The organism is Flintibacter sp. HCN-6482 (assembly GCF_037892565.1).
In the GTDB taxonomy this organism is placed as follows: Bacteria; Bacillota; Clostridia; order Oscillospirales; family Oscillospiraceae; genus Lawsonibacter; species Lawsonibacter aceti.
Map to the genome: position 1 here is coordinate 40,560 of NZ_JBBKBK010000003.1, position 21,618 is coordinate 62,177.

At 52.2% G+C, this 21,618-nt stretch carries 39 protein-coding genes; all 39 read right to left on the reverse strand.

The features are described from left to right. The 39 genes from WKS99_RS09675 to WKS99_RS09860 all read right to left on the reverse strand — a co-directional run bounded on the left by WKS99_RS09675 (position 1) and on the right by WKS99_RS09860 (position 21,596). Positions 1 to 531, reverse strand: coding sequence for a hypothetical protein (locus WKS99_RS09675; RefSeq protein WP_340405840.1), 531 nt, complete (start codon positions 529 to 531; stop codon positions 1 to 3). Between the two features lie 14 nt (positions 532 to 545). Next, entirely contained in the window at positions 546 to 1,016 is a 471-nt protein-coding gene (locus WKS99_RS09680; protein WP_340405841.1) for a hypothetical protein, read from the reverse strand. After that, entirely contained in the window at positions 1,006 to 1,416 is a 411-nt protein-coding gene (locus WKS99_RS09685; protein ID WP_340405842.1) for a minor capsid protein, read from the reverse strand. The genes WKS99_RS09680 and WKS99_RS09685 overlap by 11 nt, the downstream gene beginning before the upstream one ends. Further along, positions 1,416 to 1,865 (reverse strand): hypothetical protein, encoded by a 450-nt coding sequence (locus tag WKS99_RS09690; RefSeq protein ID WP_340405843.1) that lies wholly within the window; start codon positions 1,863 to 1,865, stop codon positions 1,416 to 1,418. The genes WKS99_RS09685 and WKS99_RS09690 overlap by 1 nt, the downstream gene beginning before the upstream one ends. Next, complete coding sequence (locus WKS99_RS09695; protein ID WP_340405844.1) at positions 1,813 to 2,289, reverse strand: hypothetical protein; 477 nt, start codon at positions 2,287 to 2,289, stop codon at positions 1,813 to 1,815. The genes WKS99_RS09690 and WKS99_RS09695 overlap by 53 nt, the downstream gene beginning before the upstream one ends. Before the next feature lie 14 nt (positions 2,290 to 2,303). Beyond that, positions 2,304 to 2,564 carry a cadherin-like beta sandwich domain-containing protein gene (locus WKS99_RS13520; protein ID WP_186853471.1) on the reverse strand — a complete coding sequence of 87 codons (261 nt, stop codon included), beginning with the start codon at positions 2,562 to 2,564 and terminating at the stop codon, positions 2,304 to 2,306. A 17-nt stretch (positions 2,565 to 2,581) separates the two neighbouring features. Continuing rightward, positions 2,582 to 3,553, reverse strand: a complete 972-nt coding sequence (locus WKS99_RS09700) for a phage major capsid protein (protein ID WP_340405845.1) — start codon at positions 3,551 to 3,553, stop codon at positions 2,582 to 2,584. Positions 3,554 to 3,566: 13 nt separating this feature from the next. Next, entirely contained in the window at positions 3,567 to 4,067 is a 501-nt protein-coding gene (locus WKS99_RS09705) for a hypothetical protein (protein ID WP_340405846.1), read from the reverse strand. A gap of 416 nt (positions 4,068 to 4,483) precedes the next feature. Next, a complete protein-coding gene (locus tag WKS99_RS09710) occupies positions 4,484 to 4,693 on the reverse strand; it encodes a hypothetical protein (RefSeq protein WP_340405847.1) in 210 nt (69 codons plus the stop codon). Beyond that, complete coding sequence (locus WKS99_RS09715; protein WP_340405848.1) at positions 4,690 to 6,252, reverse strand: phage minor capsid protein; 1,563 nt, start codon at positions 6,250 to 6,252, stop codon at positions 4,690 to 4,692. Before WKS99_RS09715 ends, WKS99_RS09710 begins: the two co-directional genes overlap by 4 nt. Continuing rightward, entirely contained in the window at positions 6,249 to 7,670 is a 1,422-nt protein-coding gene (locus WKS99_RS09720) for a phage portal protein (RefSeq protein ID WP_340405849.1), read from the reverse strand. Before WKS99_RS09720 ends, WKS99_RS09715 begins: the two co-directional genes overlap by 4 nt. Continuing rightward, complete coding sequence (locus tag WKS99_RS09725; protein ID WP_340405850.1) at positions 7,667 to 8,905, reverse strand: PBSX family phage terminase large subunit; 1,239 nt, start codon at positions 8,903 to 8,905, stop codon at positions 7,667 to 7,669. Before WKS99_RS09725 ends, WKS99_RS09720 begins: the two co-directional genes overlap by 4 nt. Then, positions 8,898 to 9,245, reverse strand: coding sequence for a transposase (locus WKS99_RS09730; protein WP_108979855.1), 348 nt, complete (start codon positions 9,243 to 9,245; stop codon positions 8,898 to 8,900). The genes WKS99_RS09725 and WKS99_RS09730 overlap by 8 nt, the downstream gene beginning before the upstream one ends. Before the next feature lie 618 nt (positions 9,246 to 9,863). Further along, on the reverse strand, positions 9,864 to 10,094 hold the full coding sequence (locus WKS99_RS09735; RefSeq protein ID WP_340405851.1) for a helix-turn-helix domain-containing protein: 231 nt from the start codon (positions 10,092 to 10,094) through the stop codon (positions 9,864 to 9,866). A gap of 197 nt (positions 10,095 to 10,291) precedes the next feature. Continuing rightward, a complete protein-coding gene (locus WKS99_RS09740; RefSeq protein ID WP_340405852.1) occupies positions 10,292 to 10,630 on the reverse strand; it encodes a hypothetical protein in 339 nt (112 codons plus the stop codon). Then, positions 10,623 to 10,988 carry a hypothetical protein gene (locus WKS99_RS09745; RefSeq protein ID WP_340405853.1) on the reverse strand — a complete coding sequence of 122 codons (366 nt, stop codon included), beginning with the start codon at positions 10,986 to 10,988 and terminating at the stop codon, positions 10,623 to 10,625. The genes WKS99_RS09740 and WKS99_RS09745 overlap by 8 nt, the downstream gene beginning before the upstream one ends. A 3-nt stretch (positions 10,989 to 10,991) precedes the next feature. Continuing rightward, entirely contained in the window at positions 10,992 to 11,363 is a 372-nt protein-coding gene (locus WKS99_RS09750) for a YopX family protein (RefSeq protein ID WP_340405854.1), read from the reverse strand. Beyond that, positions 11,360 to 11,680, reverse strand: coding sequence for a dATP/dGTP diphosphohydrolase domain-containing protein (locus WKS99_RS09755; protein WP_340405855.1), 321 nt, complete (start codon positions 11,678 to 11,680; stop codon positions 11,360 to 11,362). The genes WKS99_RS09750 and WKS99_RS09755 overlap by 4 nt, the downstream gene beginning before the upstream one ends. After that, positions 11,677 to 12,609, reverse strand: a complete 933-nt coding sequence (locus WKS99_RS09760; protein WP_340405856.1) for a hypothetical protein — start codon at positions 12,607 to 12,609, stop codon at positions 11,677 to 11,679. The genes WKS99_RS09755 and WKS99_RS09760 overlap by 4 nt, the downstream gene beginning before the upstream one ends. A gap of 72 nt (positions 12,610 to 12,681) precedes the next feature. Beyond that, positions 12,682 to 12,894, reverse strand: a complete 213-nt coding sequence (locus tag WKS99_RS09765) for a hypothetical protein (protein ID WP_340405857.1) — start codon at positions 12,892 to 12,894, stop codon at positions 12,682 to 12,684. After that, a complete protein-coding gene (locus tag WKS99_RS09770; RefSeq protein ID WP_340405858.1) occupies positions 12,891 to 13,280 on the reverse strand; it encodes a GNAT family N-acetyltransferase in 390 nt (129 codons plus the stop codon). Before WKS99_RS09770 ends, WKS99_RS09765 begins: the two co-directional genes overlap by 4 nt. Further along, on the reverse strand, positions 13,277 to 13,405 hold the full coding sequence (locus WKS99_RS09775) for a hypothetical protein (protein WP_340405859.1): 129 nt from the start codon (positions 13,403 to 13,405) through the stop codon (positions 13,277 to 13,279). Before WKS99_RS09775 ends, WKS99_RS09770 begins: the two co-directional genes overlap by 4 nt. Position 13,406: 1 nt before the next feature. Further along, positions 13,407 to 13,721 (reverse strand): hypothetical protein, encoded by a 315-nt coding sequence (locus tag WKS99_RS09780; RefSeq protein WP_340405860.1) that lies wholly within the window; start codon positions 13,719 to 13,721, stop codon positions 13,407 to 13,409. 20 nt (positions 13,722 to 13,741) lie between these two features. After that, entirely contained in the window at positions 13,742 to 14,152 is a 411-nt protein-coding gene (locus WKS99_RS09785) for a DUF551 domain-containing protein (RefSeq protein WP_340405861.1), read from the reverse strand. After that, positions 14,139 to 14,564 (reverse strand): DUF551 domain-containing protein, encoded by a 426-nt coding sequence (locus WKS99_RS09790; RefSeq protein ID WP_340405862.1) that lies wholly within the window; start codon positions 14,562 to 14,564, stop codon positions 14,139 to 14,141. Before WKS99_RS09790 ends, WKS99_RS09785 begins: the two co-directional genes overlap by 14 nt. Beyond that, on the reverse strand, positions 14,548 to 14,790 hold the full coding sequence (locus WKS99_RS09795) for a hypothetical protein (RefSeq protein WP_340405863.1): 243 nt from the start codon (positions 14,788 to 14,790) through the stop codon (positions 14,548 to 14,550). Before WKS99_RS09795 ends, WKS99_RS09790 begins: the two co-directional genes overlap by 17 nt. Then, positions 14,780 to 15,442 (reverse strand): DNA cytosine methyltransferase, encoded by a 663-nt coding sequence (locus WKS99_RS09800; RefSeq protein ID WP_340405864.1) that lies wholly within the window; start codon positions 15,440 to 15,442, stop codon positions 14,780 to 14,782. The genes WKS99_RS09795 and WKS99_RS09800 overlap by 11 nt, the downstream gene beginning before the upstream one ends. A 22-nt stretch (positions 15,443 to 15,464) precedes the next feature. Further along, positions 15,465 to 16,028 carry a hypothetical protein gene (locus tag WKS99_RS09805; protein WP_340405865.1) on the reverse strand — a complete coding sequence of 188 codons (564 nt, stop codon included), beginning with the start codon at positions 16,026 to 16,028 and terminating at the stop codon, positions 15,465 to 15,467. Next, positions 16,025 to 16,324 carry a hypothetical protein gene (locus tag WKS99_RS09810; RefSeq protein WP_340405866.1) on the reverse strand — a complete coding sequence of 100 codons (300 nt, stop codon included), beginning with the start codon at positions 16,322 to 16,324 and terminating at the stop codon, positions 16,025 to 16,027. The genes WKS99_RS09805 and WKS99_RS09810 overlap by 4 nt, the downstream gene beginning before the upstream one ends. A gap of 20 nt (positions 16,325 to 16,344) precedes the next feature. Beyond that, entirely contained in the window at positions 16,345 to 16,797 is a 453-nt protein-coding gene (locus WKS99_RS09815; protein WP_340405867.1) for a DUF1064 domain-containing protein, read from the reverse strand. Beyond that, entirely contained in the window at positions 16,788 to 17,237 is a 450-nt protein-coding gene (locus WKS99_RS09820; RefSeq protein ID WP_340405868.1) for a hypothetical protein, read from the reverse strand. Before WKS99_RS09820 ends, WKS99_RS09815 begins: the two co-directional genes overlap by 10 nt. Positions 17,238 to 17,415: 178 nt before the next feature. Then, entirely contained in the window at positions 17,416 to 17,853 is a 438-nt protein-coding gene (locus WKS99_RS09825; RefSeq protein ID WP_262669601.1) for a DUF4373 domain-containing protein, read from the reverse strand. 43 nt (positions 17,854 to 17,896) lie between these two features. Continuing rightward, entirely contained in the window at positions 17,897 to 18,109 is a 213-nt protein-coding gene (locus WKS99_RS09830; protein WP_262669600.1) for a helix-turn-helix domain-containing protein, read from the reverse strand. Continuing rightward, entirely contained in the window at positions 18,106 to 18,771 is a 666-nt protein-coding gene (locus WKS99_RS09835) for an MBL fold metallo-hydrolase (protein ID WP_340405869.1), read from the reverse strand. The genes WKS99_RS09830 and WKS99_RS09835 overlap by 4 nt, the downstream gene beginning before the upstream one ends. Further along, on the reverse strand, positions 18,761 to 19,636 hold the full coding sequence (locus WKS99_RS09840; RefSeq protein ID WP_340405870.1) for a hypothetical protein: 876 nt from the start codon (positions 19,634 to 19,636) through the stop codon (positions 18,761 to 18,763). Before WKS99_RS09840 ends, WKS99_RS09835 begins: the two co-directional genes overlap by 11 nt. Next, positions 19,629 to 20,453 carry a DUF1351 domain-containing protein gene (locus WKS99_RS09845; RefSeq protein ID WP_340405871.1) on the reverse strand — a complete coding sequence of 275 codons (825 nt, stop codon included), beginning with the start codon at positions 20,451 to 20,453 and terminating at the stop codon, positions 19,629 to 19,631. Before WKS99_RS09845 ends, WKS99_RS09840 begins: the two co-directional genes overlap by 8 nt. Before the next feature lie 2 nt (positions 20,454 to 20,455). Further along, on the reverse strand, positions 20,456 to 20,608 hold the full coding sequence (locus tag WKS99_RS09850; RefSeq protein ID WP_262669596.1) for a hypothetical protein: 153 nt from the start codon (positions 20,606 to 20,608) through the stop codon (positions 20,456 to 20,458). A gap of 225 nt (positions 20,609 to 20,833) precedes the next feature. Next, a complete protein-coding gene (locus WKS99_RS09855) occupies positions 20,834 to 20,959 on the reverse strand; it encodes a hypothetical protein (RefSeq protein ID WP_340405872.1) in 126 nt (41 codons plus the stop codon). After that, entirely contained in the window at positions 20,943 to 21,596 is a 654-nt protein-coding gene (locus WKS99_RS09860; RefSeq protein ID WP_340405873.1) for a polymer-forming cytoskeletal protein, read from the reverse strand. The genes WKS99_RS09855 and WKS99_RS09860 overlap by 17 nt, the downstream gene beginning before the upstream one ends. Positions 21,597 to 21,618: the final 22 nt, after the last annotated feature.

Genomic DNA, 21,618 nt, shown 5'->3' on the forward strand with positions numbered 1-21,618 from the left:
TTACTCCTCTCCATCTGCTTTAAAGGTCACAGTGGCTCCCGAAATGGATGCTGTTCCGGTTGTGCGGGTGCCGCCGTAGGTTACCTCAATGGGCATCCCAATGGAGCCGCCACCCTCGCCGCCAAGGCCAGTGGGCAATACCGAGCAGGCAGAATACCTCTCCGCAAATACTGCCGTGTTTGCCGTACCTGCATACAGGTGGACAATAAGCATATCCTGATTCAGCAGGGCATTGACATTGTTCTCTTTGATAGCAAGATTCCAAATCTTTTGCTGGGCCTTGTCAGCGCCGTCCAACTCACAGGGGTCAAAGGTCTGTGTCTTGGTGGCCTTCTTTCCGGTGGTATAAGTATCACCAAAGATATCTACCTTGGTCTCCGTCTGCCAGTCAAACTCAATGGAGCTGTCCTCCACGCGCTTGCCGATGGGGGACCAAGTGGGGGTCCCGCTCTCTCCAGTATTTAGATAGGCAATCAGCATTTCCCGGCCTACAGTCTGGCCTGGGGTGGTGTTAAACTCTAAATCAGCCATTGTGCTGTCTCCTTTCACACGCCGACCTCATAGGTCAGCTTCATCAAAATTTGGTAGTCCTCTATTCCTCCTTCATAGGAGGCGAATTTTGATGCCTGGGTAGTCGGCTCGACTCTAAGGGCCCGTACTCCATCTCCCAGGCTAGGCAGATTCTTCCTGGCCCAGTCCCCAAAGTGGTTCAGCAGCTCGTCGGCCTCCAGGCGGCGGTCATTGCTACTCCCAGGCTTGATGCGGTAGATCAGTTTGAATTGATACTCCGCCTGGTATCCTCCCAAAATGTATTGCCTCGTAATATAGGTCCCCTGGATGGTTGACAGCGCCATGGCCACCTCTTCTCCGATGGCAATATCCAGCGATTCGTACTTGATCATTGTGACCGGCTTTTCGGGGAAGGTGTTCACCCACACATTCATTGAGCGGGAAATCTTGTCTACCTCTTCCGCCGCCGCCAGCATCCGGGGCTTTTCCCGTTTTTCATAGATCATGTTTCACCGCCTTATCCGACACACGGACCCACTTCTCCAGGTTTTCCGCCTTGCTGGCCTCGAACCAATGGGATTGTGCCTGTCCGTGTACTGCTTTGCTAAAAACCAGGTCCTTGTCCGTCAGGACCTTTGTGCCACCCTTTGGGGCGTAACTGCTTCCGGTCTCAGGATCAACCATCAGTTTCCCATAGTACAAATAGCGAGACTGTGGTCCAGGATAAATAACTTTAGAGCCATCAACCCTTGTCCTCCGGTCCAGGTCACCTGTCAAGGCTGGGACATAAGGAGAAGTATCCTTCCGCACTTGGAGCGCCACAGTGTGCTCCGCCTTAGTGCATCCTTCGGTGAGCTTGTCCTTGATTGCCTCTAGCCCCTCGGTATGGACACTAAACTTCAACATCAGGCTCCACCTACTTCCCAGTGGGACATCTCCCCGCCGAAGTCTTTGAAGTCAACCGTTTTCACGTCATAGACGTAATCATAGGCGGCGGATATTTTCTGGTTGCTCCAGTCTCGGTGGACGGCCTTCCCCTTGAGAAAAAAGGTGTTCTGTCCGGGAGAGAGCGTCCACAGACCGTCCCGGCTCTCACCGTTCCAGAACTCTACGGGGCCAACGTACCGCTTTTTCTCTCCGGTTACGCCATCAGTGGCTGACACGTTGGCTGGTATGTAGAGCGTCACGGAATCGGCATCTACAAGCCCGCTTTCGTTGACGTTTTTCCCCTTCACGGCATCCAGAAGAACCCCCTCCAGCACCGTGATGTGATTGATCGTTCTCTCATCCAGAGTAGCCGGATCAGTCTCCAACGACACATTGTAGAGCGTCACAGTATGGGGAAACATGTCCATATCCGCACCCCCTCCCTCTGTACAGGAGGCCGGTAGCCCCTAAATATTGCTGGGCGATAGCCCCAAGGGAGGCTTGCGCCGCCTGGGCGGAGGACAGGGCCTGTTGTGCGCTGTCCCCGCCGCTTCGGTATGTCTTGGACCAACTGCCCACAGATTGACTCTGCAACTCTCCGCCCTTCTCGGACAAGGCTGCGGACAGAGCCTTTTGCGCCAGCGCCTGGGCGGCATCAATGGCCTGATACTGCTCCGCAATGGCGCAGCAGGCCATTTTCAGCGCATCAAGGCCATCATTACGGGCCGCTCGGCCCTGCGTGTAGTAATCCAGGAAGGAGCTTGCGCGCAGGGACAGGCGGGGAAAGTCGGCCTCCTGAATGGCTGTCCCCAGGTATGTAGTTATGTAATACCTATAGTCTGCGTAAGCCATTACAGAGCCTTCTTTCAGGTTGATTTCGTGACGGTAGCGGTGTAAACCTTCTGCGCCGCCCCGTTTTTCACCGTGATAGTAACTGTGTTTGCCCCCTCCGCCCAGGTAGCCGCCGCGCCATTGCTTACGGGCGTTTCGCCATTCAAGATGGTTACTGTCGCCTCGTCATCCTCCGGCGTTGCGGTGATGGTGTTGGTGGCGTTTGTCGTGTTGGCTGTATACTCCGTCGCATCTGGGTCAAACGACGGAGTGAGTGTCAGCGCGCCAATCGTCAGCCCCGAGAGGCGCGCGCTTAACCCCCCGCTGGCTCGTAGACAGCAAAAGGGAAGGCGTTCTCCAGCCCCGCATTATAGGCGTTGATGGGATTGGGGATCTCCCAGCCCAGCCGCATGACGGCACGGAGAGCCACCATGTCATTCTGCATCAGGTTATAAAGGATGTTTCCGGTAGTGGGGTCCTGCACCACACCGCTGTCAAAGATCTTGAAGGTCATATCCTGCCGGATGGCATAGACCAACTGGCTCCAGTCGCCCACAATGGCCAGGGATTCCTCCGGGTCAAATGCGCCGTTGACAGGGAAGTACATGGACATACCATCCAGCGCGTAGCGGGTGTCACCCTGCATGTCGGTTTTGAAAATGGGCTGACCGTTCTTATCCACCAGGCCGCGCAGCTTGGCCCGCATCTGGATAGCAGCCATCACGCCGTTGGGGATATAGCCGCTCTCCTCCACTTTGGCGATCACACCGCCCTCACCCATGATGTCCTTGAAAATATCGCTGGTAGCAGTCACAACAGCGTTTGCAGTAGTAGCCGAAGGAACCAAGCCCTCACGCCAGGAGGTGGGCTTGTCCGTGCCGTACAGGATGGCGGCGTCGATGACCTTGCCGAATGCTTCCTGTAGGCGGGGCCGTACCTGGCTCCAGATATCGTAGCCGCTGTCATCCAGCACCGCCTCTGGGATGGGGACGATGACGGCGATCTCCTCGGCGTAGATTTTCTTCTTGTCCCACGCCATGTTGGTGGTCTTTTTGAGGGATGCCTTGGAGTCAGACGCTCCAGTCGTAGCCTCGCCGTTCACAAAGTAGGCGGTGGGCAGTGCGTCCAGCACGTTAAGGGTCTGGGTCTTACTGGTCATGTTGGGCAGCCGCCGGGCCATCCGCAGCACGGCGGACTCTGTTACGGCTCCCTGGATGATCTCACGGGTCACAGGTTCAGGGATAAGCCCGGAAAGTTTACTTCTATCAATAATATCAACAGCCATTTAGGTTCTCCTTTCATTTCAGTGCGCCCCGAATCAGGGCATTCATCAGGTCGTTTTCTCCTGTTTTGGAGCTTCCGCCACCCACAGGAGCTGTCCAGTCAAAAGTGGTCTTTTTGCGGTCAGCGGTCAGGGAATCCACAGCCTGCTCAAAGGTGGTCTTATCGTCCACCATCTTCCCAGCCTTGAAGGCGATAAACTCCGCCTCCTCGCCGGTCAGACCCTTCTTCAGAACGTACAGTTCCCGTTTCAACTGGTCCCGCTCGCTTTCCGCGGCAGTCAGTTTGCCGGAGAGGGTGTCCCGCTCGCCGGTCAGCTTATCCCAGCGTTCTTTCTCACCAGCCTGTCCAGTTTGCCAAGTGCGGTAGGCAGTCAGTTCTTCCTCGCTGGGCATCCCCTTCATGGCTTTTGCAAGCCGCTTGCCAATCATGGCATCCACTTCCGCCTGAGTGAAGGTTTTCTCAGGGGCGGGCTCCGGCACAGGGGCCGGGGTAGGGTTATTGATAGGTTCGCTCATAAATACCTCCGTTTATTGTCAGGGCCGTCGCCCTGCGGTTTTACGCCTCTCGGCATGGATACAAAAGAAAAAGCGTGGGCAACTACCAAGAAAATCTCAGTAGTTACCCACGCTCGGGTCTTCCGCCTCAACGCTTAGAGGAGGGAGCAATGTTCATTTGATTTCGGATATTCCGAAATTTCTATCCTTATTTTTGATAAATCAATAGAAGCACATTCCGTCTTTAATCGCTCATTTTCTCGGATTAGGTCAGCCACTCGCTTTTGATTGGCATTCTCGCAAAAGTCCTTCCACCAATCGCTCACATTCTCACTTCCTCCCGCTTGATATGTATGATTTTAACACCGTTCTTCACGGGAATCAACTCAACACGGCTGCCTTTGGATAGAAGTGCTTCGATTACGCATTTCGCTTTATCATCCAATAATATCGATGCGTTCAATTTCGTCCTCCGTAAATCCAATCAGTAAACCGTTTTCATTCTCTACATCGAACTCCAGAAACTCATTTCCATCATCGTCAAAGTCGTAATCATACCCATAGAGCTCCCCAACCGTTTCGCGTCCGCTTGTGGAAAAAACTTTAATTTTCTTTCCGAAGTAAATCTCAGGATTTTCAATTATCATTTTTTCCACCTCCCCGAAAATGGAACGCCATGAGTTCCGCTTTTGCTATAATGGATTTTGATGCTTCTTGCAATTATTATATCACCGTTTCTATTGATTGTATATCCAATCTCTCTTCCGGCATCAATAATTTCTGTATTTTTCCACTTTTTAAAATCATCTGTAAAATTGATTTTCCCGCTACCTGCCTTTGCGTTTATGATGGCTTGTAACTCCTCCATAGAAACCGTTATTACACTTCTACCCGGTATAGCCATACCAGCCATATGCCGCGCTTGTTTCTCTGGATTGATTTCCAACGGATACCCACCGCTTTGGATTGCCTGCCTGATCGGTGCTTCCGCATCGCGCTGTATTTTGAGGGCTGATGCCATTTGCTCAGATGCCACATCGGTATAAGTAACCTTCATCCGCTCCCGCTGCAACGGCAGCCCCGCCGCCTCGCTGAACGACTTATATTCTGCGTTTAGCCGCCGAATGCGGGCTGTCACCGATTGAGCGTCCTCTTCCAGTCCTGCGGCCTTGTATGCCGCCTGTTCCCGTTTCAGCTTGCGGACAGTCCGCTCGATCTGCCGCTGCTTCTGGGTGGCCTCATAGGCTGTATAGTGCTTTCCTTCAAAGTCAACGTCGTGGCCATCGTCGATGTGGGCCAGCTCCTCATCGGTGTATGTGCGCTCCATCACACCATCCACAAATGCAGTCCTGATATGACGGCAGTTGGCTCCTTCCAGTCCATCCACATAACCAAGGCCGCACACCTCGTAGATGTTCGGATACTTGTCCCCGGATCTGACAGAGTACACACGGCCCTGCCATAGCTTGTGGTTCTGCCAGCCGACACCCTTATCCCGTGCCCCGATGTGGGCGGACACTTCAAAGTAAGGTGTTTCCAGATACTCTGCGCTCTGCTCCGTGTACTTGGCACAGAGCTGGGATACGCCTGTCATCACTGCACGACGGGCAGCCACGTCAATTTGGTCTCGGTGTCCGCTCTCGTAATCCACGATCTTGATACCGCTGTCCGCAAGCTGTTTGACGGCGCTTTTGATGGCCTGATTGTAAGAGATGGCCCCGCTCGTGATCTGCATCTCCGCATTGTCCAGCGCCCATTGATAGGCTTTTCCAGGCTTCAGCATCGTCCGCCCATTGTCCACCAGAAATCCCATGGAGTGGGTTAGGTTTCCAACCTCCCGCTGTGCCTGTGCCATGATGGCGGCAATCTCGGTGACACTCACAAGCATTTCAGGTGCAGTCACCCCCGCAAGGTCTATGACCTCTCGGTAGTACCGCTGGTTACGCTCTACTACGTCGTCCAGCAGCTTTTTAAGGTCCCGCTGGCTGATGTTGGCGGTGCGTTGGATGGCCTTTTCGATTTCCTCCAGGCTGATGCCGTGGGAGCGAAGCGCCCGGATGTCCTGCACCGTGACCTCGTTCAACTCGCCAGCCAGTTTCAGCCGGGAGCATATCTCGTCAAGGAGGGTCGCCTCCAGACTGCGATACAGCTCGGCCATCTCTTCCGGGAGGGCATCGAGAAGTTCCGGGGTGAATGGATATCTCATTCAATCTCCTCTTCCTCCTCGTCTGTCATATCCTCCATCTTTGGAAGCATCTTCTTTGCCGTGGCCTCGTCCTCGTTGTACCACTTCATGCGGTACTCCCAGTCGTTCATGATGCCCGCCGCAAGGTCTTGGCGGTCATTATTGCGCTCTGTTGTCTTGTCCTCGATGATACTATCATCGAAATCAATGGTGACTTCTGCGTCCTCATTCAGTCCGGCATTCATGGCCGTGTTTCCCAGGCGGAGAATGATCCGGCACAGCTCGGTCAATACCTGCTCCAGAATGATTTCATGTTTCTTGATCGTACGGAACATGGTGCTGTTTTCGCTGATGACCTGCGTCGCTGTGGCCACGCTACCCTGGTCGAATCTGTAATGATTCTCTCCGAAGCCGCACTTGCTGGACAGCAAATTGAGCTGGTCCTGGATTCCTGTATTGTGCTCCTGCGTCCGAAGGGTCATATCGATGGGGGTGATGATCCCGTTATTGTCCGTATCCTCCGGGAGCACATAATATGTCAGGTCGTCTGGGTCGAAAAACGGCTCTCCATCCAGGTCCTTTGTAGCTGATGGCTTTACCATGATACGCTTTTTCCCCAGGATGAACTCGTTTACATAGCTGTCATAAGCCACGTCCACGCCCTTGAGTACATCGATGGCGTTGGCAAACACAGAGATGCCAAGAGGAATATTATCGTCGTAGTTGTTGGCGATGTTGGGCCGGTCAATGACAAACTGCCGACGGTCCGACCCAGTATGTACCACCTGTGGAACCCGCTCAAAGCCTGACACATCAGCCAGTAAAACTTCCGCATCCACATTGTTGTTCCGGTATCTGTAGAGCCGGTTCTCAATGTCGTACAGGCCGTCGACCTTGTGGTGGATCTGGAGGTAGCAGTAATCCTCTCCATTGATGGTAACGATGCTGTCAAAAGCGCACTCTGTAATGATTCCATTCCGCCATGCCAGCGGCCAAATGTGCTCTACGGTCACATAGTCCATCACAATTCCGTCGGCGCTTCCGGGGACAGGCCCTTCTTCCGTGGCCTCCATGCCCACAACCCTGGGGATAAAGGCTACTGTTCCAAGGGCAAACGCCTTTTCCTGCATCTCATTTGCTTTGACCAGGAAATTGTTTTCGGTGAACACACGGTCAATGAAGTCCTGCTCCCGCTGGCCCTCCAGGGTGATTTCAACCCGTTCGTTCATAAGTAGGTTCGCCCAATCCTCCGGGATTTTCTTGCCCATATTGAGAGTGTACCGCTTGCACCGAACCACACTAGCCCCGTTGTGGACCTTGTACCTGTGGAATCCCTTTACGTCGCCCACATACCAAGACTTCCACTCCTGCACTTTTGTGTAAAACTCCTCCGGCACCGTGGAGTAACCAAGCTCTTTCAGTTTTTCTGTAATATTCATGCCGTTATTCCCATCCTTCGGAATACTCTCTCTAGGGCATATCTAGTAGCGTCAATCAGGTGATTGTTCTCATCAGGATAACCGCTGATAATTTCTCCGTCCTTATTTCGCTCATACTCATAATTCACAAACTCGTTGTATGCATTTGGCGTTCTTCTGCGGTCAATGACAATCTTCCGCCTCTGGAGCCATTTCATGCCGTACTCTACACTCCCAGAGCCTTTAATTGCTTCTTTGGCTGGGAGCCCCATCGCCCGGTAGTCTGCTGATGATTTAGGCTCTGCGCTGTCGCAGGTAATGTAAGCGTCCTTGTACCCTTTGGAAAGAATCAACTTCCCGCTCGCCTCGTTGGTCAGCTTATTTTGGTATATCTCGTCCATCAGATAAATCGTCTCTCTGGCCCGATCATAGTGGAGGCGGATAAAGGCAAAGGGGTCAGGAAACCAGCCCCAGTCCACGCCTTGATAAATCTTGTCAAAAGACGCAATCTCTTTGTCTGTTATCTCCCGCAGTTCAAGGTTTTCGAATACGTTCCCGCCAGTTCCAACAGCTTCACCTAGATATTCATGACGGTACGCCCGCTCATCTGTGGCTTTCAGGTGCTCGGCTTCCGCCATGAACTGCGCTCCCAGCCACTCTGGCGGGGCCTCAAGGTATGTACTCTTGTGGCACAGCCTGTCCACCCGCTCCTCCAAACTGTCCTTGTTGGCCCAGTTATCCCGGCTGATTGGTGGATTGTAGCTCTCAAAATTCCAGAACTTCGACCCACCTCTCATGGTAGATTGCAGTATAGTTCGGATCTCAGCCCGACCAGCAAACTGATCTTTCTCCTCAAAATGGGTGACGGCGATATAGCCAAAGGGAACCTTGATAGACTTGATTTTCATGGGATCATCCGCGCCCCGGAACATAATTTTCTGTCCGGTTGGCCTATAAATCAGTTCCATAGGCTGCACCTTTGCATCCCAGTATTCTGCCATTCCAAGCTCTCCAATGCCCCAGAGATATTGTGCGTATACACTGTCTCGAATCGTATTAGCTACCTTTCGGAGCACAAGGGCGTGAGTCCCTGGGTTGTTTATCAGCAGCAGCGGAACTAGTAAGGACACACAGGAGGATTTCAGTGAGCCTCGGCCGCCGGACAGGTCGTAGTGTGTATGTCCGTGCTGAAATACATCACGGGCCAGCAAATGAAATGCGGGACCAAGTACAGTAGATAAGCGCACCTCAGACATCTATGACCACCTTGACTTCCATATCCTCACTTGTTTTTTCGATGGGCTTGTCCCTCCACCTGTCCGGCCGTCTGTTTTTCAGCCAAAAAATCTGTGCCGTGGTGTTACCATCCAATGCAGATGCCAGCAGAGCGTTTTCAACCTGGTAGTCAACGACTTCTTTTCCTTTTTTTAGGGCCTCACAAATCTCACTATGAGCATTTTTCCACTCATATAATGTTTTTGCAGTAATCCCCATATTGTGGGCGATCTGTTCAACTGTCAGCCCATCCCGTGCCCATCCTTCAAGCAGCAGAAGCCCATCCGGCTCCAGCCACCGTTGATATTTGCCTTTCGCCACAATGGGCTCACCACCTTCCGGTCCCGCCCCCGTCTCCCGCAACGAGGCGCGGCATATATACCCCTTCCGGGGTATGTTGTGAGTTTTCGGCTTTGCTCACTTGCCTTTCGCCAAGAAATTCTGTTCGGCCTTGCGCCGCTGGTGCCACCGCCCGCCTCACGAGGCGAGGAGCGGCGTATGTGCGCTTCCCGCTTAGATTGTCACACCACAACATGCAGTTTTCAGCGGGATAGCGCCGGGGCAGGTCATAGCTGCCACCGCTTCCGCCTCTATGACAGGCGGGTGCCCTTTACCCTTCTCCGGTGCATAATTAGGCACTGTAAGCCTCCGGTATAGTGTCTTTCCACAGTCAGCTCCGTGGCCTTTGGAGCGCATTGTATAATGCCCGTAAAGGGCGATGTTGCCGCATGGAGGGCGCAACCCTCCGGCCCGGATGTGTGGGCTGATGCGCTCGTGCGGCGTATGTACCCCGGCAAGCGCCTGGGTTGAGGAGGAAATAGAAGAAGCGAATGGGAGCGCAGGGGCATACGCTCCCACACTCCCATTGTCGCATAATCGTCGGCTTTGCCTCCCACTTTTGTGGGAGATATTTTCTTATTTTTTTGAGATGATAAAAGATTACAGTCTATGCACAAACGGGAAGTTCGTTCGACCCATCAAGTAATCTGTGCTGACACCGTAATAATCAGCAATCTTATATAATGCGTCCATTGATGGCTCTACTTCTCCACGCTCATACCGCCTCAACATATCATGGTGCAGACCCATTAGCTGTGATGTAACCGTCATGCTCCTGACCGGCCTCATAGACTCCCTTAACCTTCTTAGCCGCTCTGGAAACTCGTCCATCCTATCACCATCCTTATAATCCCTGCTGTTCCAGAGGGCAGTCAAAGGATACTCTTTTTCTCCGCTTTCCTATTTCCTTGGATTCACAGTGGTCCACGTCTCCCACTCTACGGCATCCGGTATCTAATAGATGGTTGCAAAAGGGCGCATCCTTGGAATTATTGATACCTCGCCAGTAGACGCAAGTTTTCTCCTTGTTACAGATTTCGACCATATCTCTCCTCCCAGGGTTTAAACAGGTCATCTCCAACAATGGCCCTGATCTGCTCGTCAATCTTTGCTTTGGCATAGACGAACTCGCTATCGTCCTGCTGATCCTCACAGACCATCCGTGCCATACCGTTCATAGCCTCTATGTATGCGGTGCGGAAAGCCTCAGACCTGCCGGGGCCAAGCTGGAGGACTTCGTGAGCGGCGATCATAGCAGCATCTTGTCCCATCTGCATCAGCATGTCCATTTTTAACCGGAAAAGGGCGTTATACTTGGCCTCCGCTTCTGTCTTGATACGGGCGAGGGTTGCGCTTGGTTTAGGCATTGCTATCCCTCCTCGCCCTGGGTGTATAGATCCGATTGGCAGTGCTCTTCTCAGCTTTCCGCACATCACCCAGGAGTCGTTCAAGGTTTTTGATTGTTGGGCGGTTTTGGTCTATCCAATCAAGCACCGGGGCCGCCTCACTCATAGTGTCCTTTGCGGCCCGTCGTTTCTGGCGTACTTCTCTCAGCTCCTTTGATAGGCGAGCAAAATCGTGATAGTCATGGTCCTGAAGCTCCAAGCTATGTAGGATATCCTGAGTCTCATTATTTGCCTCCTGCTCGTCCGCTTCAGCCATGTGGTATCTTTGCTCGGTCTCTCGTAGATAGGAGAGGAAGTTTTCTATTCCTTGGCTGGTCAATTACTATCCCTCCTCATGCTGTCCGCCCTCCCCGTCGTGGATGGAGCCGATGACTTCACTATACGACACCCGACAAACACCTACATACCGTCCAATTTTATCTCTCAAGGTGAACCCAGTTTCCAGCGGATCATGCTCCACTACAAAAATTATATTTTCGTGCGGATCAAATATCTTGTCGCCCTCAAACACCTTTGTACCATTCTTATCAATGAGGCCCGTCCACTCGCAACACGTGGAGGGGTCGACCTCGTAATCTTCTCCGTCGTAGAGAATATAGCAGGATTCTCCGTCACCCCATATGTCTTTCCAAAAGAATCCCTCTACCCAATCTCTACTATCCAGCCGCTTGGCTTTGAAAAGGATTTCTCTCATTGTTTGCCCTCCATCTCAATCAAAAACGCCGCATTTGTAGCCAGATGCCATAAGTGAGGAAGCCCGCTTTCCAGGTCTATTTTCTCCCCTTTGAGATAGGCCAGCCAGTGCCGGTAGAGCGCATCTCGGTAACGTTGCGGCTCCACCTGCCGCCAGTTCTCCGGGTCGTGATACTTTTCGTTCCCGTACATGCGGACCGCTGTCACAGCATCGATTAGACTAACAGGAGTAAGCGTGGGGCGAGGCTTTCCTGCGTCTGCTTTGGCTTGCTGGTCATCTTCATGTTCCCATGTACTGGTAATGATAACTTCGTTCATTCCGCACCTCCGATGATCTCGTCAAGGGTGTAGGACTGTCCGGGCTGGATGCTCGGAAACAGCCTGAATGGCAGCCTGTATTCCTCGTTGCTGTATTCCACTACCCATACGAGCGTTTTTTCATCATTTCTTTGTATCCATACAACATTCTTGCAAGCAGCATTGAACAGTCTCGCAAATTCCACCTCCTGCTGGGTGAAGCGGGGCTTGCGGATGATGCGGTCGGGGTGGTTGATAATATATATTAAGTCCTCTTCATTCCAACATTGGAACCAATCTTTTTTGTCCTTGTAGTACCGTAATCCATCCGCGCCGATTTTCATCGTTCCTCTGCTTACCTGATTGCTATCAAAATCAAATTCAAATTCCTCGTCCACGTTAACCCCTAGCACATCACAAATTCTCGGCTTGTCCATGTTGGCCTCCTTCGATGATACCGGCACCTGAATTTTTGGATACTCTTTTTTCAGTTCCGCCATGATTTTCTTTTTTTCTTTGTCCAAATAGCTTATTTCCCAAAATCTTTCAAGCTTAATAATGTGCTTTACTTGCTCATCAGAGAAAAGATATAGATGGTCTTTTACTACATCCTGCTTTTTACTTCTGTCCGGATGGGCAGACCCGCCGAAAAGGCACTGGCAGTGCTCAATATCATAATCACAAATAGGGCATTTTTCTTTCATGTTGGCCTCCTTCATCATTTTCGTGACCTCACGAAATTGTTCATCCTCCACCACCTCGAAGCCCATCAGGCAGGCGGCTTCGTGGGGGTGTTTTTCAACGTAATCGCAGCAGGAATATCCAGAAATAAACGCTGCCTTTCCAACGGGGCACGTCCCCGGATTGCAGCAGTCGCAATCAAAAGCGGAATCAAGAGTGACGTCTACATCGTCAAACACTTCCCCCGTCTCAGGGTTCCGAAACTTCATTTGATTTTCCTTCCTATCCACGGCAGCAGCCAGCCAAATGTCAGCGCACCGGCCACATAGCCAAGCCATAGTTCACTGCTCATGATTGACCTTCTTGTTCTTTTCCATGTGTCCTCGGAAAATCTCATCAAGAGCCTTTATAATGTAAAACGCAATTTGAATAAGTCCTATCCCAAAAACAAAAACTGCTGCGGCCCAATTCAGCGCAGTATTGCCAGTTCCGTTTATCCCGTAATAAACATTCAGTGCCGCCAGAAAGAAATCCATGCCAGCGAAAAATATCATTCTGAGTCTCCTCCTTTTTCATCCTGCTCCCTCCGTAGTGCGGCCTGGGCTTCCAGCTCTCCCTCGTTGCAAATTTGTTGCAAGTCTGTTGCAACTTCCGTTAAAACTGTAAGTCCCATTTGACGATAGTACATAGACAGCGTATCAACTTTTATGCTATTTCCTTCCGGTTTAGCTTTAACGTAAATTGGCCCGGAATATCCAGTACCTCTGATTTCATCAATCAGGAATTGCAACATCCGCTTTGAATGACCATTTCTTCTGTATTCCGGGTATACAAACAGCCCAAAAATGAGGTATGTCCCACCGTCCGAAACTGGCTTGTCTAAATCGTAGTAGCAGTAGCCGTACGGTGTATGAATAAAATTCATCATAGGTGTATTCATTCCGTGCCGTCCTCCTTATCCGCCTTGGCTAGCTCGTGGAGGCGGTCAACGGCTTTTCCGCTGTATTCCATATCGCCAATTTTGAGCCGCCATTTCCCGCCGTCAAAGTATGTCAGCCGCTTCATGTCAGTCCTCCTTCGGGCCGCGCCATTTAAACTGACGGGCAAAGCACCCATCTTTTTCGCCTTTATGTTCCATTTTCCATTTGCAATTCCCATCCGAAAGTTGGTATTTACAGTACATACAAGGAAATCCATTGGCAGATTCCCACCAATCAATCGAGAATTGTCGCATGTCATGTATTGCCGCATCTCGTTCCCGCTTCACCTGCTCCAACTCCGCCCGCAGCTTCTCGTTTTCGGTCTGAAGCGTGGAGAGAGCGTCGGCGGCCTGCCTCACAGCGTTTGCACATTTTGGAAATTCATCTTCCACGTCCATCATAGGTCTTCCTCTCCCTCCGGCTAAAACAGTTTTACTCCTCGCGGCAGTTCCGGCATCTCGTGCCAGAAAAAAACATCCCACACATAGGGCATGAACATAAACTCCGTGGCTCCGCACGGTTTTTTCCAAACTCCGCTGAAAATTCGACCATACATCCCCATTGTAAGGGCAATATCGCCCTCCATCGGAGTTTCCTCTTTGATGTCATGCCAGCCATCCTCTGGTATTGGCATCCACCATTTCACATCCTCATTGGGTTTATATGCGTCTGGTGAGAATAACACAGGCCAGATTTTTTGCCGCCCGGTCGGGAGATAGGTTCTAAGTGCCGAGTCCTGCACAACTCCAAACTTTGTGATGATTAAAACCTTTTCCCCTTCATCTGGGAGAAAATCTTTTGTTGATACCCACCACGGCTTATTTTCCTCCATCGGCTTCTCCCTCCGGCGGGCGGCGGTCAGGCGGCGCGGGGAGGGGCATCCAGTATACCGGCATATCGTCGCAATCAGTGTAAAATCCGTCATCTGTATAAGCACACCAAAATGTGACGTGCTCATCTACATCATGCCACCAACCAACCGCCATGTTCCCGCTCTTAAAGAGCATGAGCACATCCTGCTTCTTTTCTGGCAGTCTTTCCTCCACGCTCACCCACTCGTTCGGCGGGGTGAGGGTGGGCGCATACTCAACAAGCTCCGCTTTGCCATCTCGCCATGCAGGGAATGATTTCTCAAACTGCTCCCTGCTTTTGTACATTCTGGGACGAAGTTGACTATCCAGAACAGCTTCCCCATCTTGGAACGCTATAAAAATATGCTGTCCTTGCTTAATCGCCCTTGCCATCTTTCAGCGCCTCCTCAGTCGCAATCATCTCGATTACTGGAACGACCTCAAAATCTCTGTCCCATGAAGAACATCCGCTTCTGGCTTGTGCTTCAGAGCGATATGTCTTGACAGAAACATCTTTCACTTCTGTAATCGGGCGAAAACTAAAATGTTTGGAAAGGCCACACCAAACCTCGGTTCGGTTCCGTCGCATAACTACATACCGTTTGCGCTCAATCCGCATCTTTCAGCGCCTCCAGCATCTCCATCTCACATATATCAACAATGTGGTCGCAAAGTGCTTCTGGTATCACTGCACGCTCCCGGCCCCCTTTTAGACCCTGTGTCCCAGTTTTTGCACCTCGTGGTGCGCTTATATGGCAAGGGTCTCCATTGTGGCATGGAGGCTTAAATTGGGGGTCTGGATAGTTGCTCCAGATATCGGTAGGTTTCATTCGAGTATCTCCATATTGGCAGTAAGTGACAGTGTATCTCGGCAGACCCTGCATCCACTCCATCTTTCGCATCCCGCCCCTTGGGTTTTCTATAAACCAAAGACGAGGCGAGAGTGTCATGATAAGCCCATGAACGTGAAGGTTTACTCGGTCGCAGAACTTTGCGTAATCGCTGACCGCAGCAAGGTTTCCGTTTTCTTCTTTCCTTCGGTGATGGGAGATCGCTGCGATACTGTATGTACTGCAATCTGGACTCGCCCATATCACATCTGGTCGCCCAAAGTCTCGCAGGATCTGGTCTGCCGTCACAGTCAGTACATCTGCATAAAGGCTGATATCCGGGAATGACTTGTCCCACTCTATGCTATACGTCTGATGGCCCCTCTTTTCAAACGCCTTACTTACAGAGCGTGTTCCTGCAAATAATTCAAGTAGTTTCATCCAGCATCTCCATCTCCGCCGCTCAATCTTCCTTGATACGAACAGGAAGAACCATTTTAATGTCCTCCTTGTTGGTACGGAGAAGAATCGGCTCAATATTGCTGCGAAATTCTAAAATGACCGGCTGCCTAAAACTGCCGTCAGCAGAGACTTTCGCCGCTTGCAATGCAGACAGAAGGTAATTCCCATTGAAGCCAATTCGATACTTTACCTCGCTGGTTGGGATTGCCTTTTCCCATTCAAACCCGCTGTCCTGCGGCTGGATATATCCGAACGAGAACCCACCGCACCGGATTACAGCTTCTTTCCCGTCCTCGGTCAGAGAGATGGTTGCATACTGCTTATTGGGGAGTTTGGTATTACTCTTGATGAATGCCACAAAGTCCTCGTCGCAATCACTGATAACGGAATGTTCTACAGACATCCGATATCCGTCAACGGCCATTGCCACGACCTGATTGTCTGCCGCATGAAACTCCAATTTGATGTACTGGCTGCAGGGTCGATGATTACTATCACTCACAAAAGACTTGGTAGCCGCAATTAGCCGGTTCAGGTCATTGGTGTAAATCCTTGCAGATTTCATGTGTTCTCCTCCAATTTTTGAATTTCCTCCGCGCTCAGGATCGGCGCGCGGGTGTTCCATTGTGCTTCTGCTTCTTTTTCTGTCTCAAACGGGCCAAGAATGAGTCCACATTTAAGACATTCAACCGCCCACTTGAAACTTCCGCCTTGCATCAAGCCATTACAGTTGCAATCAGCCTCACCGCCGCACATACACGCCAGCAGCACCCCCGCCTCCGTCAGCCGTCTGGCCGCCCCGTGGTCGCCCAACAGGGCACGCTTAATATCGTCCATATGGTTCGTCGTTGCAGTATTCATCTTATTTTTCTCCTGGTTCCTCAGACTTCTTTGATTGAGATCCCGAATCGCTCCAGCAGGAGCTTCTTTTTTATCTCGTATTGAGCCGTCCTGGTGGCTCTGCTCTTGACATCCTCCACCACTGGCACCCAGTGAACAGTACCGTTCTGATCCGGCATAGTGGGCCGCTCGTAGGAAAAATCCGCCACATAGCGGATAGCTCGGACCCGCTCGCCCTCCGGCGTGATGTAGCTCTCCTGGAGCGTGTACTGCCTCTGGAGGCGAAGGTCACGTATTTTCCCAGAACGGAGCAATACTAACAATTCATCGTATCGCCGGGCCTCTTTTTTGCTGTCAAAGCGCAGCTTGCCCCGGCTGTCCGGCTCATTGTGGTATTTGCTCTCCTTTGCCGCAGCCTGATTTCCCAGCTTTTCAAGCACCTGCCGTTGAGCCGAAGGTCCCAGCCGAGCCAGGTCCGCTCCTGTCAGTCCCATGCTCCACCCTCCTTTAGCGCCTTGTTCCACTGTGCCAGGCTCATGCCCTGCTCCAGAGCCTCACGCATTGTTGGAAGTCCCAGCTTATGCAGTTCCTCATGCCACTCTGCCTGCCATTTCCTCGCTCGCTCCATGTGCTCTTGTTCGGACTGCCCTGGCAATATATTTCGTTCCCCCGCCGTTGTCCTTCTGGGGCATCTCATGGCGATCTCCTGCACAAAGGGAAAGTTTTTGCTCTCCCTCAAAAATTGCTTCAGGGCCAGTTTTACTTCCTCTGGGCCATACTCCTCCAAAACCAAAAGCCATGCGTTTTTCAGTGTTTTGTCTTTTGTTTTTGGATTGTTGGGGAAATAAACAGACAATAAACCGAACAGTCCGTCTATATCTTTTTCTGTCATGATGACCTCACTCTCTTTTCTGCTGGGCTGCTGCTCGGTCATGCTCCCTGTACTTCTATAGATAGACTTTCAGTAGAACGCAGCATCACCCCCGTTAGTAGTAGAGGGTATAGTCTTTTGAGTGCTATCTATAGAACTACCTATCCTATCCCTATACCTATCCTATTCCTATATGTCATTTGCATGGAGCAAATGGGCATTTGCAAGCGACAAATAGTCCTTATCTGCTGTTTTTGGGTATGAGAACCACACCGGCGCTTTCGTCGGCGTCCAAAAGCCAGTAATCGGCTATGACAGACTTTACGCGGCGCTTCTTCAGCGCCGGAACAAAACTCCGCTGAATACCCCGACTTGTCAGTATTCCATGCCTCTCGTACAGCGTGTTTTCAAACAAGCCAATACGTAAGCACAGCCCGACGGTATTCGTGACCGCCTTTGACCCAACTCCACCGCCGATGCGTCTGGCGACGCTTGCGGCTTCATCGCAGGTCCAGTCCAAGTAGTATCCATGGAGCCCGAAAGCCCTTTGGCAAAGATAGAAGTAGATAGCGAATCCGGCCACACCCTGGCCGTCTATCAGCTTGTCTATCTTCGGATCGTCAAAAACGTCGGTGGCCCATCCAGAGAACTCAATGCCCTCCTTGGGCCGTCCTGCCATCTCACCGCCTCCTCTCAGTTATCACGGATCAGTTTCCTCCAGGTTATTTGTTGTCCATGATGTATCGTGCGTACCTGGTTGGCTCTCCGAAGCGGTTCTGGCCCCTCACATCTTCAGAGCGGATAGCCCTACCCATATGGCGTAGGTCCCATATCCGGGCGCCAAGCCTCATAATACCGTACTGGTCCAGTGCCTCCAGAGGCGTAATACTACCAAACTCCTCCAGGTGCCGAAGGACCTTCTCTGTCTGTGTCATTTCTTTCCGCCCCCCAAATCTATTTTCTCTTGATGCTGGTGCAGGAATATGTATCGGCTGTTCGGCCCCATCTGCTGATAAAGCCAGTCCTCGGCCTGTTCCCTGCTTAAATGATTCTGTGCCGCCGCCCACTCATATGAGAACTCCCCAGCGGCTCTCTTGGCCTCCATACGGGCCTCCAGCTCGGCTCTGGTGTGGTTGGCCTCGATGAAATACCAGTCATAGCCCTTGGCCTCTACGCCGTCCAGAGTGCCAGTATCCGTAGCATAGAAAAGGCGCTCCTCCTCGGCTGTAATGTGATAGCCGCAATTTGGAACATTGTGAGTCAGCCGCTCTGGAAGAACCGAAACCCATAAAGACGGATAGCGGCATTCCTTACCGGGCTCCAGCACATCAATCCGCCGTTTGTCCACACCGGCCTCCAGAAGCGGCCCGACCATCCACTCACAGCAGCCCCAGCGGAGGGTGGGGCGCTCCTTATGGAGCGACCGCACCGTCCGGGGATTGAAATGGTCCGAATGTTGGTGCGTCAGCAGTACCAGCCGCAGGTCCTTCTTGACCGGCTCCAACGCTTTGAATGGCACCCCGATGTCGATGAGAATTCTGTCATTGATAACCACAGCGTTGCCCTTTGAGCCGGTGGAGATAATGTTATAGGTCATTCAGGCTCACCTGCTCCTCGTCGGGGGCGGTGTTCTGCGGCGTCTCCTGGGTCTCATACAATTTTTCGCTAGAAGCGGATGCCTGGGACATATCAAAATACTGCTCCACGCTGGCGGAGCCATCACGCAGGGTGTTGTACACGTTCTTCAGGCGGACAACACTCTGATGGGAAAATGCTTCCTTTTTGCATCCAATGTAAGCTTCCAACATTTCCGCTGTCACTCCGTACTGCTCCTGGAAGTTCTTGACCAGCGCCCGCACCATGTCAACCAGAGGCATTTTGCTCTTCCCCGCAAGCGTAGCGTTGCATTGGCCGACCGCCGCGTCCACCACATCCCCAGGGATGACAGACAAGATACAGGAGCGCTCCCGCCGGGCCGCTTGATTCGCAACCATCTCATAAATGTCCCGCGGGTCGGTCAGGGGATAGGCCCCTTTCTTCGTCTCTCGGATATGCGGGACGGTGAACACTTTTGTCTCCCGGTAGTTGGTCTCCAGGTCCCAGCAGTAGGCCATAACCGTGGACTCTTTGGCCGTCTGCTCCAGCACTTTGAATCCGCTGTCAATGTTTCCCCAGCCTCTGGCCAAGGTCTTGGCCAAGTGAATGGAGGGGCCGGTCACCACCTGCCCACCGCGAGGAAACTCATACATCGCCTTTTCTGCTAAACTTGTCCTCTGGCAATCCAGAAGAATACGGTTGTACGCCTCCACCGCATCCCGTGGAAACCGCTTGGCGGCCACCATAGCAACCTGGACCTCCTGCGCCTCCCGGCTGGCTGCCAGTTCCGCGCCTACTCTGCGCTGGGCTGGTGTTTTATCCTCAAACTCGGCAATAGCGGATGTATTTCTAACTTCGTTATTCATAACGGATTCCCTCCTGGTCTAAAATTTCTTTAATTCTCTTCGCTACGGAAACCGGAACATCATAGGCTAAAATATTCAGCTTTCTAATGCGCCTTTCCTCTCTGGGCGGCTCCACGATCTGAGGTGCGGCGGCTTCTACCCTCGCCACTGCCTCAGCTTCCCGTGCCCTTTGCGCTTCCCGGAGCGCCTGGGCCTCCCTCTCCGCCTCGATGCGCCGGTGGCGCTCCTGGACCGTAGTAATGGCCGACGGAGCGTCCAGCGTCCGCTTGAACTCCACCATGATCTCCTCGGCGCCGTCCATGCCGGAGATAAGCTCCATACTGCGTGAAATCCCGGCCACGAAATCCGCCAACTTTTCCCGCAGTTTCTTGGGCGTTTTCTGCTTGGCGGATGCCATATCCACAACAATACCGGCCTGCTCATACCGGACGAAATCTACTCTTTCGGCCGCGCAAAGTTCGTCAAAATACTCACGCAAACTGTCCTCACAGCGCTTCTTGATCTCGTTCTCAGTATCGTTGATTTTCTTTTTTAGCTCCAAGTCCGCCCAGCGGTAAGCGTCACTGACGCACTCCTTATAGACCGCCTCAAACTGTTCATAGGGGCCGAGGACAGCTTTCTTTACCTCTTTCCGCTGCTCCTCCAAGACCTGAAACTCTTTATTCAGGTCGGCCCGGATATTTTTTACGGACTGAACCGTTTCCTCTGTACAGACAAGGGAGAGTGCTTCCTCTACCCGCTTGTCCACCGCTTCCTTCATGGAGCGCAGATGCTCCTCAATAACAGGGAGCTGCTTGACCTGGATTAGCGCCTCCATCATCAATCCTCCTGTACAATCTCCCGCCCACAGCGGGGGCAGGAATCCCATCCGTTTTCCTGGGGGCCGTCTGCCTCAAACTGCGTAAGGAATCCGCAGGCTCCGCTCCAAGTGTTGTGTTCCGCATCAATGCAGGAATATGTACATTTACTCATACCGTTCCACCTCTACGCCCATCTCCAGGGCAATTTGTTCCGGGTTTTCCCATAAAACCTTACGCACAGCATATCTGAAGCAGTTTGGGCAGAGCCATCTCCCAGCCCAGAAAAACCGAAGTCCGCCTGTGTAGATCTCTCCCCGGCACTTTTCACATTCAGAAACGCTTTCTTCCATATTTACATCTCTTGGCGTGGGCCCTACTTTGAATGAAGGCCCCCGGTTCATAGCCCCGCCACCTGTATCCCTACGGCGGCACCCAGCCAGAACACCAGGCACCCAAAGAGGATCACCATCCCGGTCCAAAACCGCTCCTGTCTCTGTTGTCGGCGCTCATTCCGTGTCTTCACTATCTCCATCTCCAATCCTGGCCTTTGCCATCTCAATAGCGAGCATATAAACTCGGCCATGTTCGTTATCTCCGTGGGTCTGTTTTACTTTTGCGGTAAACTCCTCCAGATCCCCAAAAAAGCGCCCACAGGAAACACGGATCTTTCCGTCTTTACACTGGAAAAAGGTGGTGGTATCGTTGCGAGAGCCAATAGCTCCGATCCAAAAGACAGCACCTATCTTACACACCTCGGCGTTGCCGTACACCCTGGCGTTGCCGTACACCTCGGCGTTGCCGTACACCCTGGCGTCGCCGGACACCCTGGCGTTGCCGTACACCTCGGCGTTGCCGTACACCCTGGCGTTGCCGTACACCTCGGCGTTGCCGTACACCCTGGCGTTGCCGTACACCCTGGCGTTGCCGTACACCTCGGCGTTGCCGTACACCCTGGCGTCGCCGGACACCTCGGCGTCGCCGTACACCCTGGCGTCGCCGTACACCCAGGCGTTGCCGGACTGACTCAAATTTTCCTCCTTCTCAATCCAGCCACCTAGATCGCCAGCATTTACATTTCCAAACTGAACCAGAGCTTTGATGCGGTATAAGGTTTTCCCAAGGAAGACCTTCGTTTCAGATGTCAACTCATACTTTTTCACTTCTTCCGCCTCTTTTCCATAA

Excerpts from the sequence above, each read along its gene's own strand:
- WKS99_RS09820 (WP_340405868.1), bottom strand. The coding sequence starts at position 17,237 with ATGACCGAGCAGCAGCCCAGCAGAAAAGAGAGTGAGGTCATCATGACA.
- WKS99_RS09675 (WP_340405840.1), bottom strand. The coding sequence starts at position 531 with ATGGCTGATTTAGAGTTTAACACCACCCCAGGCCAGACTGTAGGCCGG.
- WKS99_RS09840 (WP_340405870.1), bottom strand. The coding sequence starts at position 19,636 with ATGAATAACGAAGTTAGAAATACATCCGCTATTGCCGAGTTTGAGGAT.
- WKS99_RS09680 (WP_340405841.1), bottom strand. The coding sequence starts at position 1,016 with ATGATCTATGAAAAACGGGAAAAGCCCCGGATGCTGGCGGCGGCGGAA.
- WKS99_RS09775 (WP_340405859.1), bottom strand. The coding sequence starts at position 13,405 with ATGAAGCGGCTGACATACTTTGACGGCGGGAAATGGCGGCTCAAAATT.
- WKS99_RS09740 (WP_340405852.1), bottom strand. The coding sequence starts at position 10,630 with ATGCCTAAACCAAGCGCAACCCTCGCCCGTATCAAGACAGAAGCGGAG.
- WKS99_RS09790 (WP_340405862.1), bottom strand. The coding sequence starts at position 14,564 with ATGGCAAGGGCGATTAAGCAAGGACAGCATATTTTTATAGCGTTCCAA.
- WKS99_RS09805 (WP_340405865.1), bottom strand. The coding sequence starts at position 16,028 with ATGAAATCTGCAAGGATTTACACCAATGACCTGAACCGGCTAATTGCG.
- WKS99_RS09685 (WP_340405842.1), bottom strand. The coding sequence starts at position 1,416 with ATGTTGAAGTTTAGTGTCCATACCGAGGGGCTAGAGGCAATCAAGGAC.
- WKS99_RS09720 (WP_340405849.1), bottom strand. The coding sequence starts at position 7,670 with ATGAATATTACAGAAAAACTGAAAGAGCTTGGTTACTCCACGGTGCCG.
- WKS99_RS09765 (WP_340405857.1), bottom strand. The coding sequence starts at position 12,894 with ATGATATTTTTCGCTGGCATGGATTTCTTTCTGGCGGCACTGAATGTT.
- WKS99_RS09705 (WP_340405846.1), bottom strand. The coding sequence starts at position 4,067 with ATGAGCGAACCTATCAATAACCCTACCCCGGCCCCTGTGCCGGAGCCC.
- WKS99_RS09690 (WP_340405843.1), bottom strand. The coding sequence starts at position 1,865 with ATGGACATGTTTCCCCATACTGTGACGCTCTACAATGTGTCGTTGGAG.
- WKS99_RS09785 (WP_340405861.1), bottom strand. The coding sequence starts at position 14,152 with ATGGAGGAAAATAAGCCGTGGTGGGTATCAACAAAAGATTTTCTCCCA.
- WKS99_RS09760 (WP_340405856.1), bottom strand. The coding sequence starts at position 12,609 with ATGAAGTTTCGGAACCCTGAGACGGGGGAAGTGTTTGACGATGTAGAC.
- WKS99_RS09725 (WP_340405850.1), bottom strand. The coding sequence starts at position 8,905 with ATGTCTGAGGTGCGCTTATCTACTGTACTTGGTCCCGCATTTCATTTG.
- WKS99_RS09695 (WP_340405844.1), bottom strand. The coding sequence starts at position 2,289 with ATGGCTTACGCAGACTATAGGTATTACATAACTACATACCTGGGGACA.
- WKS99_RS09710 (WP_340405847.1), bottom strand. The coding sequence starts at position 4,693 with ATGATAATTGAAAATCCTGAGATTTACTTCGGAAAGAAAATTAAAGTT.
- WKS99_RS09845 (WP_340405871.1), bottom strand. The coding sequence starts at position 20,453 with ATGGAGGCGCTAATCCAGGTCAAGCAGCTCCCTGTTATTGAGGAGCAT.
- WKS99_RS09770 (WP_340405858.1), bottom strand. The coding sequence starts at position 13,280 with ATGAATACACCTATGATGAATTTTATTCATACACCGTACGGCTACTGC.
- WKS99_RS09850 (WP_262669596.1), bottom strand. The coding sequence starts at position 20,608 with ATGAGTAAATGTACATATTCCTGCATTGATGCGGAACACAACACTTGG.
- WKS99_RS09700 (WP_340405845.1), bottom strand. The coding sequence starts at position 3,553 with ATGGCTGTTGATATTATTGATAGAAGTAAACTTTCCGGGCTTATCCCT.
- WKS99_RS09800 (WP_340405864.1), bottom strand. The coding sequence starts at position 15,442 with ATGAAACTACTTGAATTATTTGCAGGAACACGCTCTGTAAGTAAGGCG.
- WKS99_RS09835 (WP_340405869.1), bottom strand. The coding sequence starts at position 18,771 with ATGACCTATAACATTATCTCCACCGGCTCAAAGGGCAACGCTGTGGTT.
- WKS99_RS09780 (WP_340405860.1), bottom strand. The coding sequence starts at position 13,721 with ATGATGGACGTGGAAGATGAATTTCCAAAATGTGCAAACGCTGTGAGG.
- WKS99_RS09810 (WP_340405866.1), bottom strand. The coding sequence starts at position 16,324 with ATGAATACTGCAACGACGAACCATATGGACGATATTAAGCGTGCCCTG.
- WKS99_RS09750 (WP_340405854.1), bottom strand. The coding sequence starts at position 11,363 with ATGAGAGAAATCCTTTTCAAAGCCAAGCGGCTGGATAGTAGAGATTGG.
- WKS99_RS09755 (WP_340405855.1), bottom strand. The coding sequence starts at position 11,680 with ATGAACGAAGTTATCATTACCAGTACATGGGAACATGAAGATGACCAG.
- WKS99_RS09815 (WP_340405867.1), bottom strand. The coding sequence starts at position 16,797 with ATGGGACTGACAGGAGCGGACCTGGCTCGGCTGGGACCTTCGGCTCAA.
- WKS99_RS09825 (WP_262669601.1), bottom strand. The coding sequence starts at position 17,853 with ATGGCAGGACGGCCCAAGGAGGGCATTGAGTTCTCTGGATGGGCCACC.
- WKS99_RS09735 (WP_340405851.1), bottom strand. The coding sequence starts at position 10,094 with ATGGACGAGTTTCCAGAGCGGCTAAGAAGGTTAAGGGAGTCTATGAGG.
- WKS99_RS09830 (WP_262669600.1), bottom strand. The coding sequence starts at position 18,109 with ATGACACAGACAGAGAAGGTCCTTCGGCACCTGGAGGAGTTTGGTAGT.
- WKS99_RS09715 (WP_340405848.1), bottom strand. The coding sequence starts at position 6,252 with ATGAGATATCCATTCACCCCGGAACTTCTCGATGCCCTCCCGGAAGAG.
- WKS99_RS09795 (WP_340405863.1), bottom strand. The coding sequence starts at position 14,790 with ATGCGGATTGAGCGCAAACGGTATGTAGTTATGCGACGGAACCGAACC.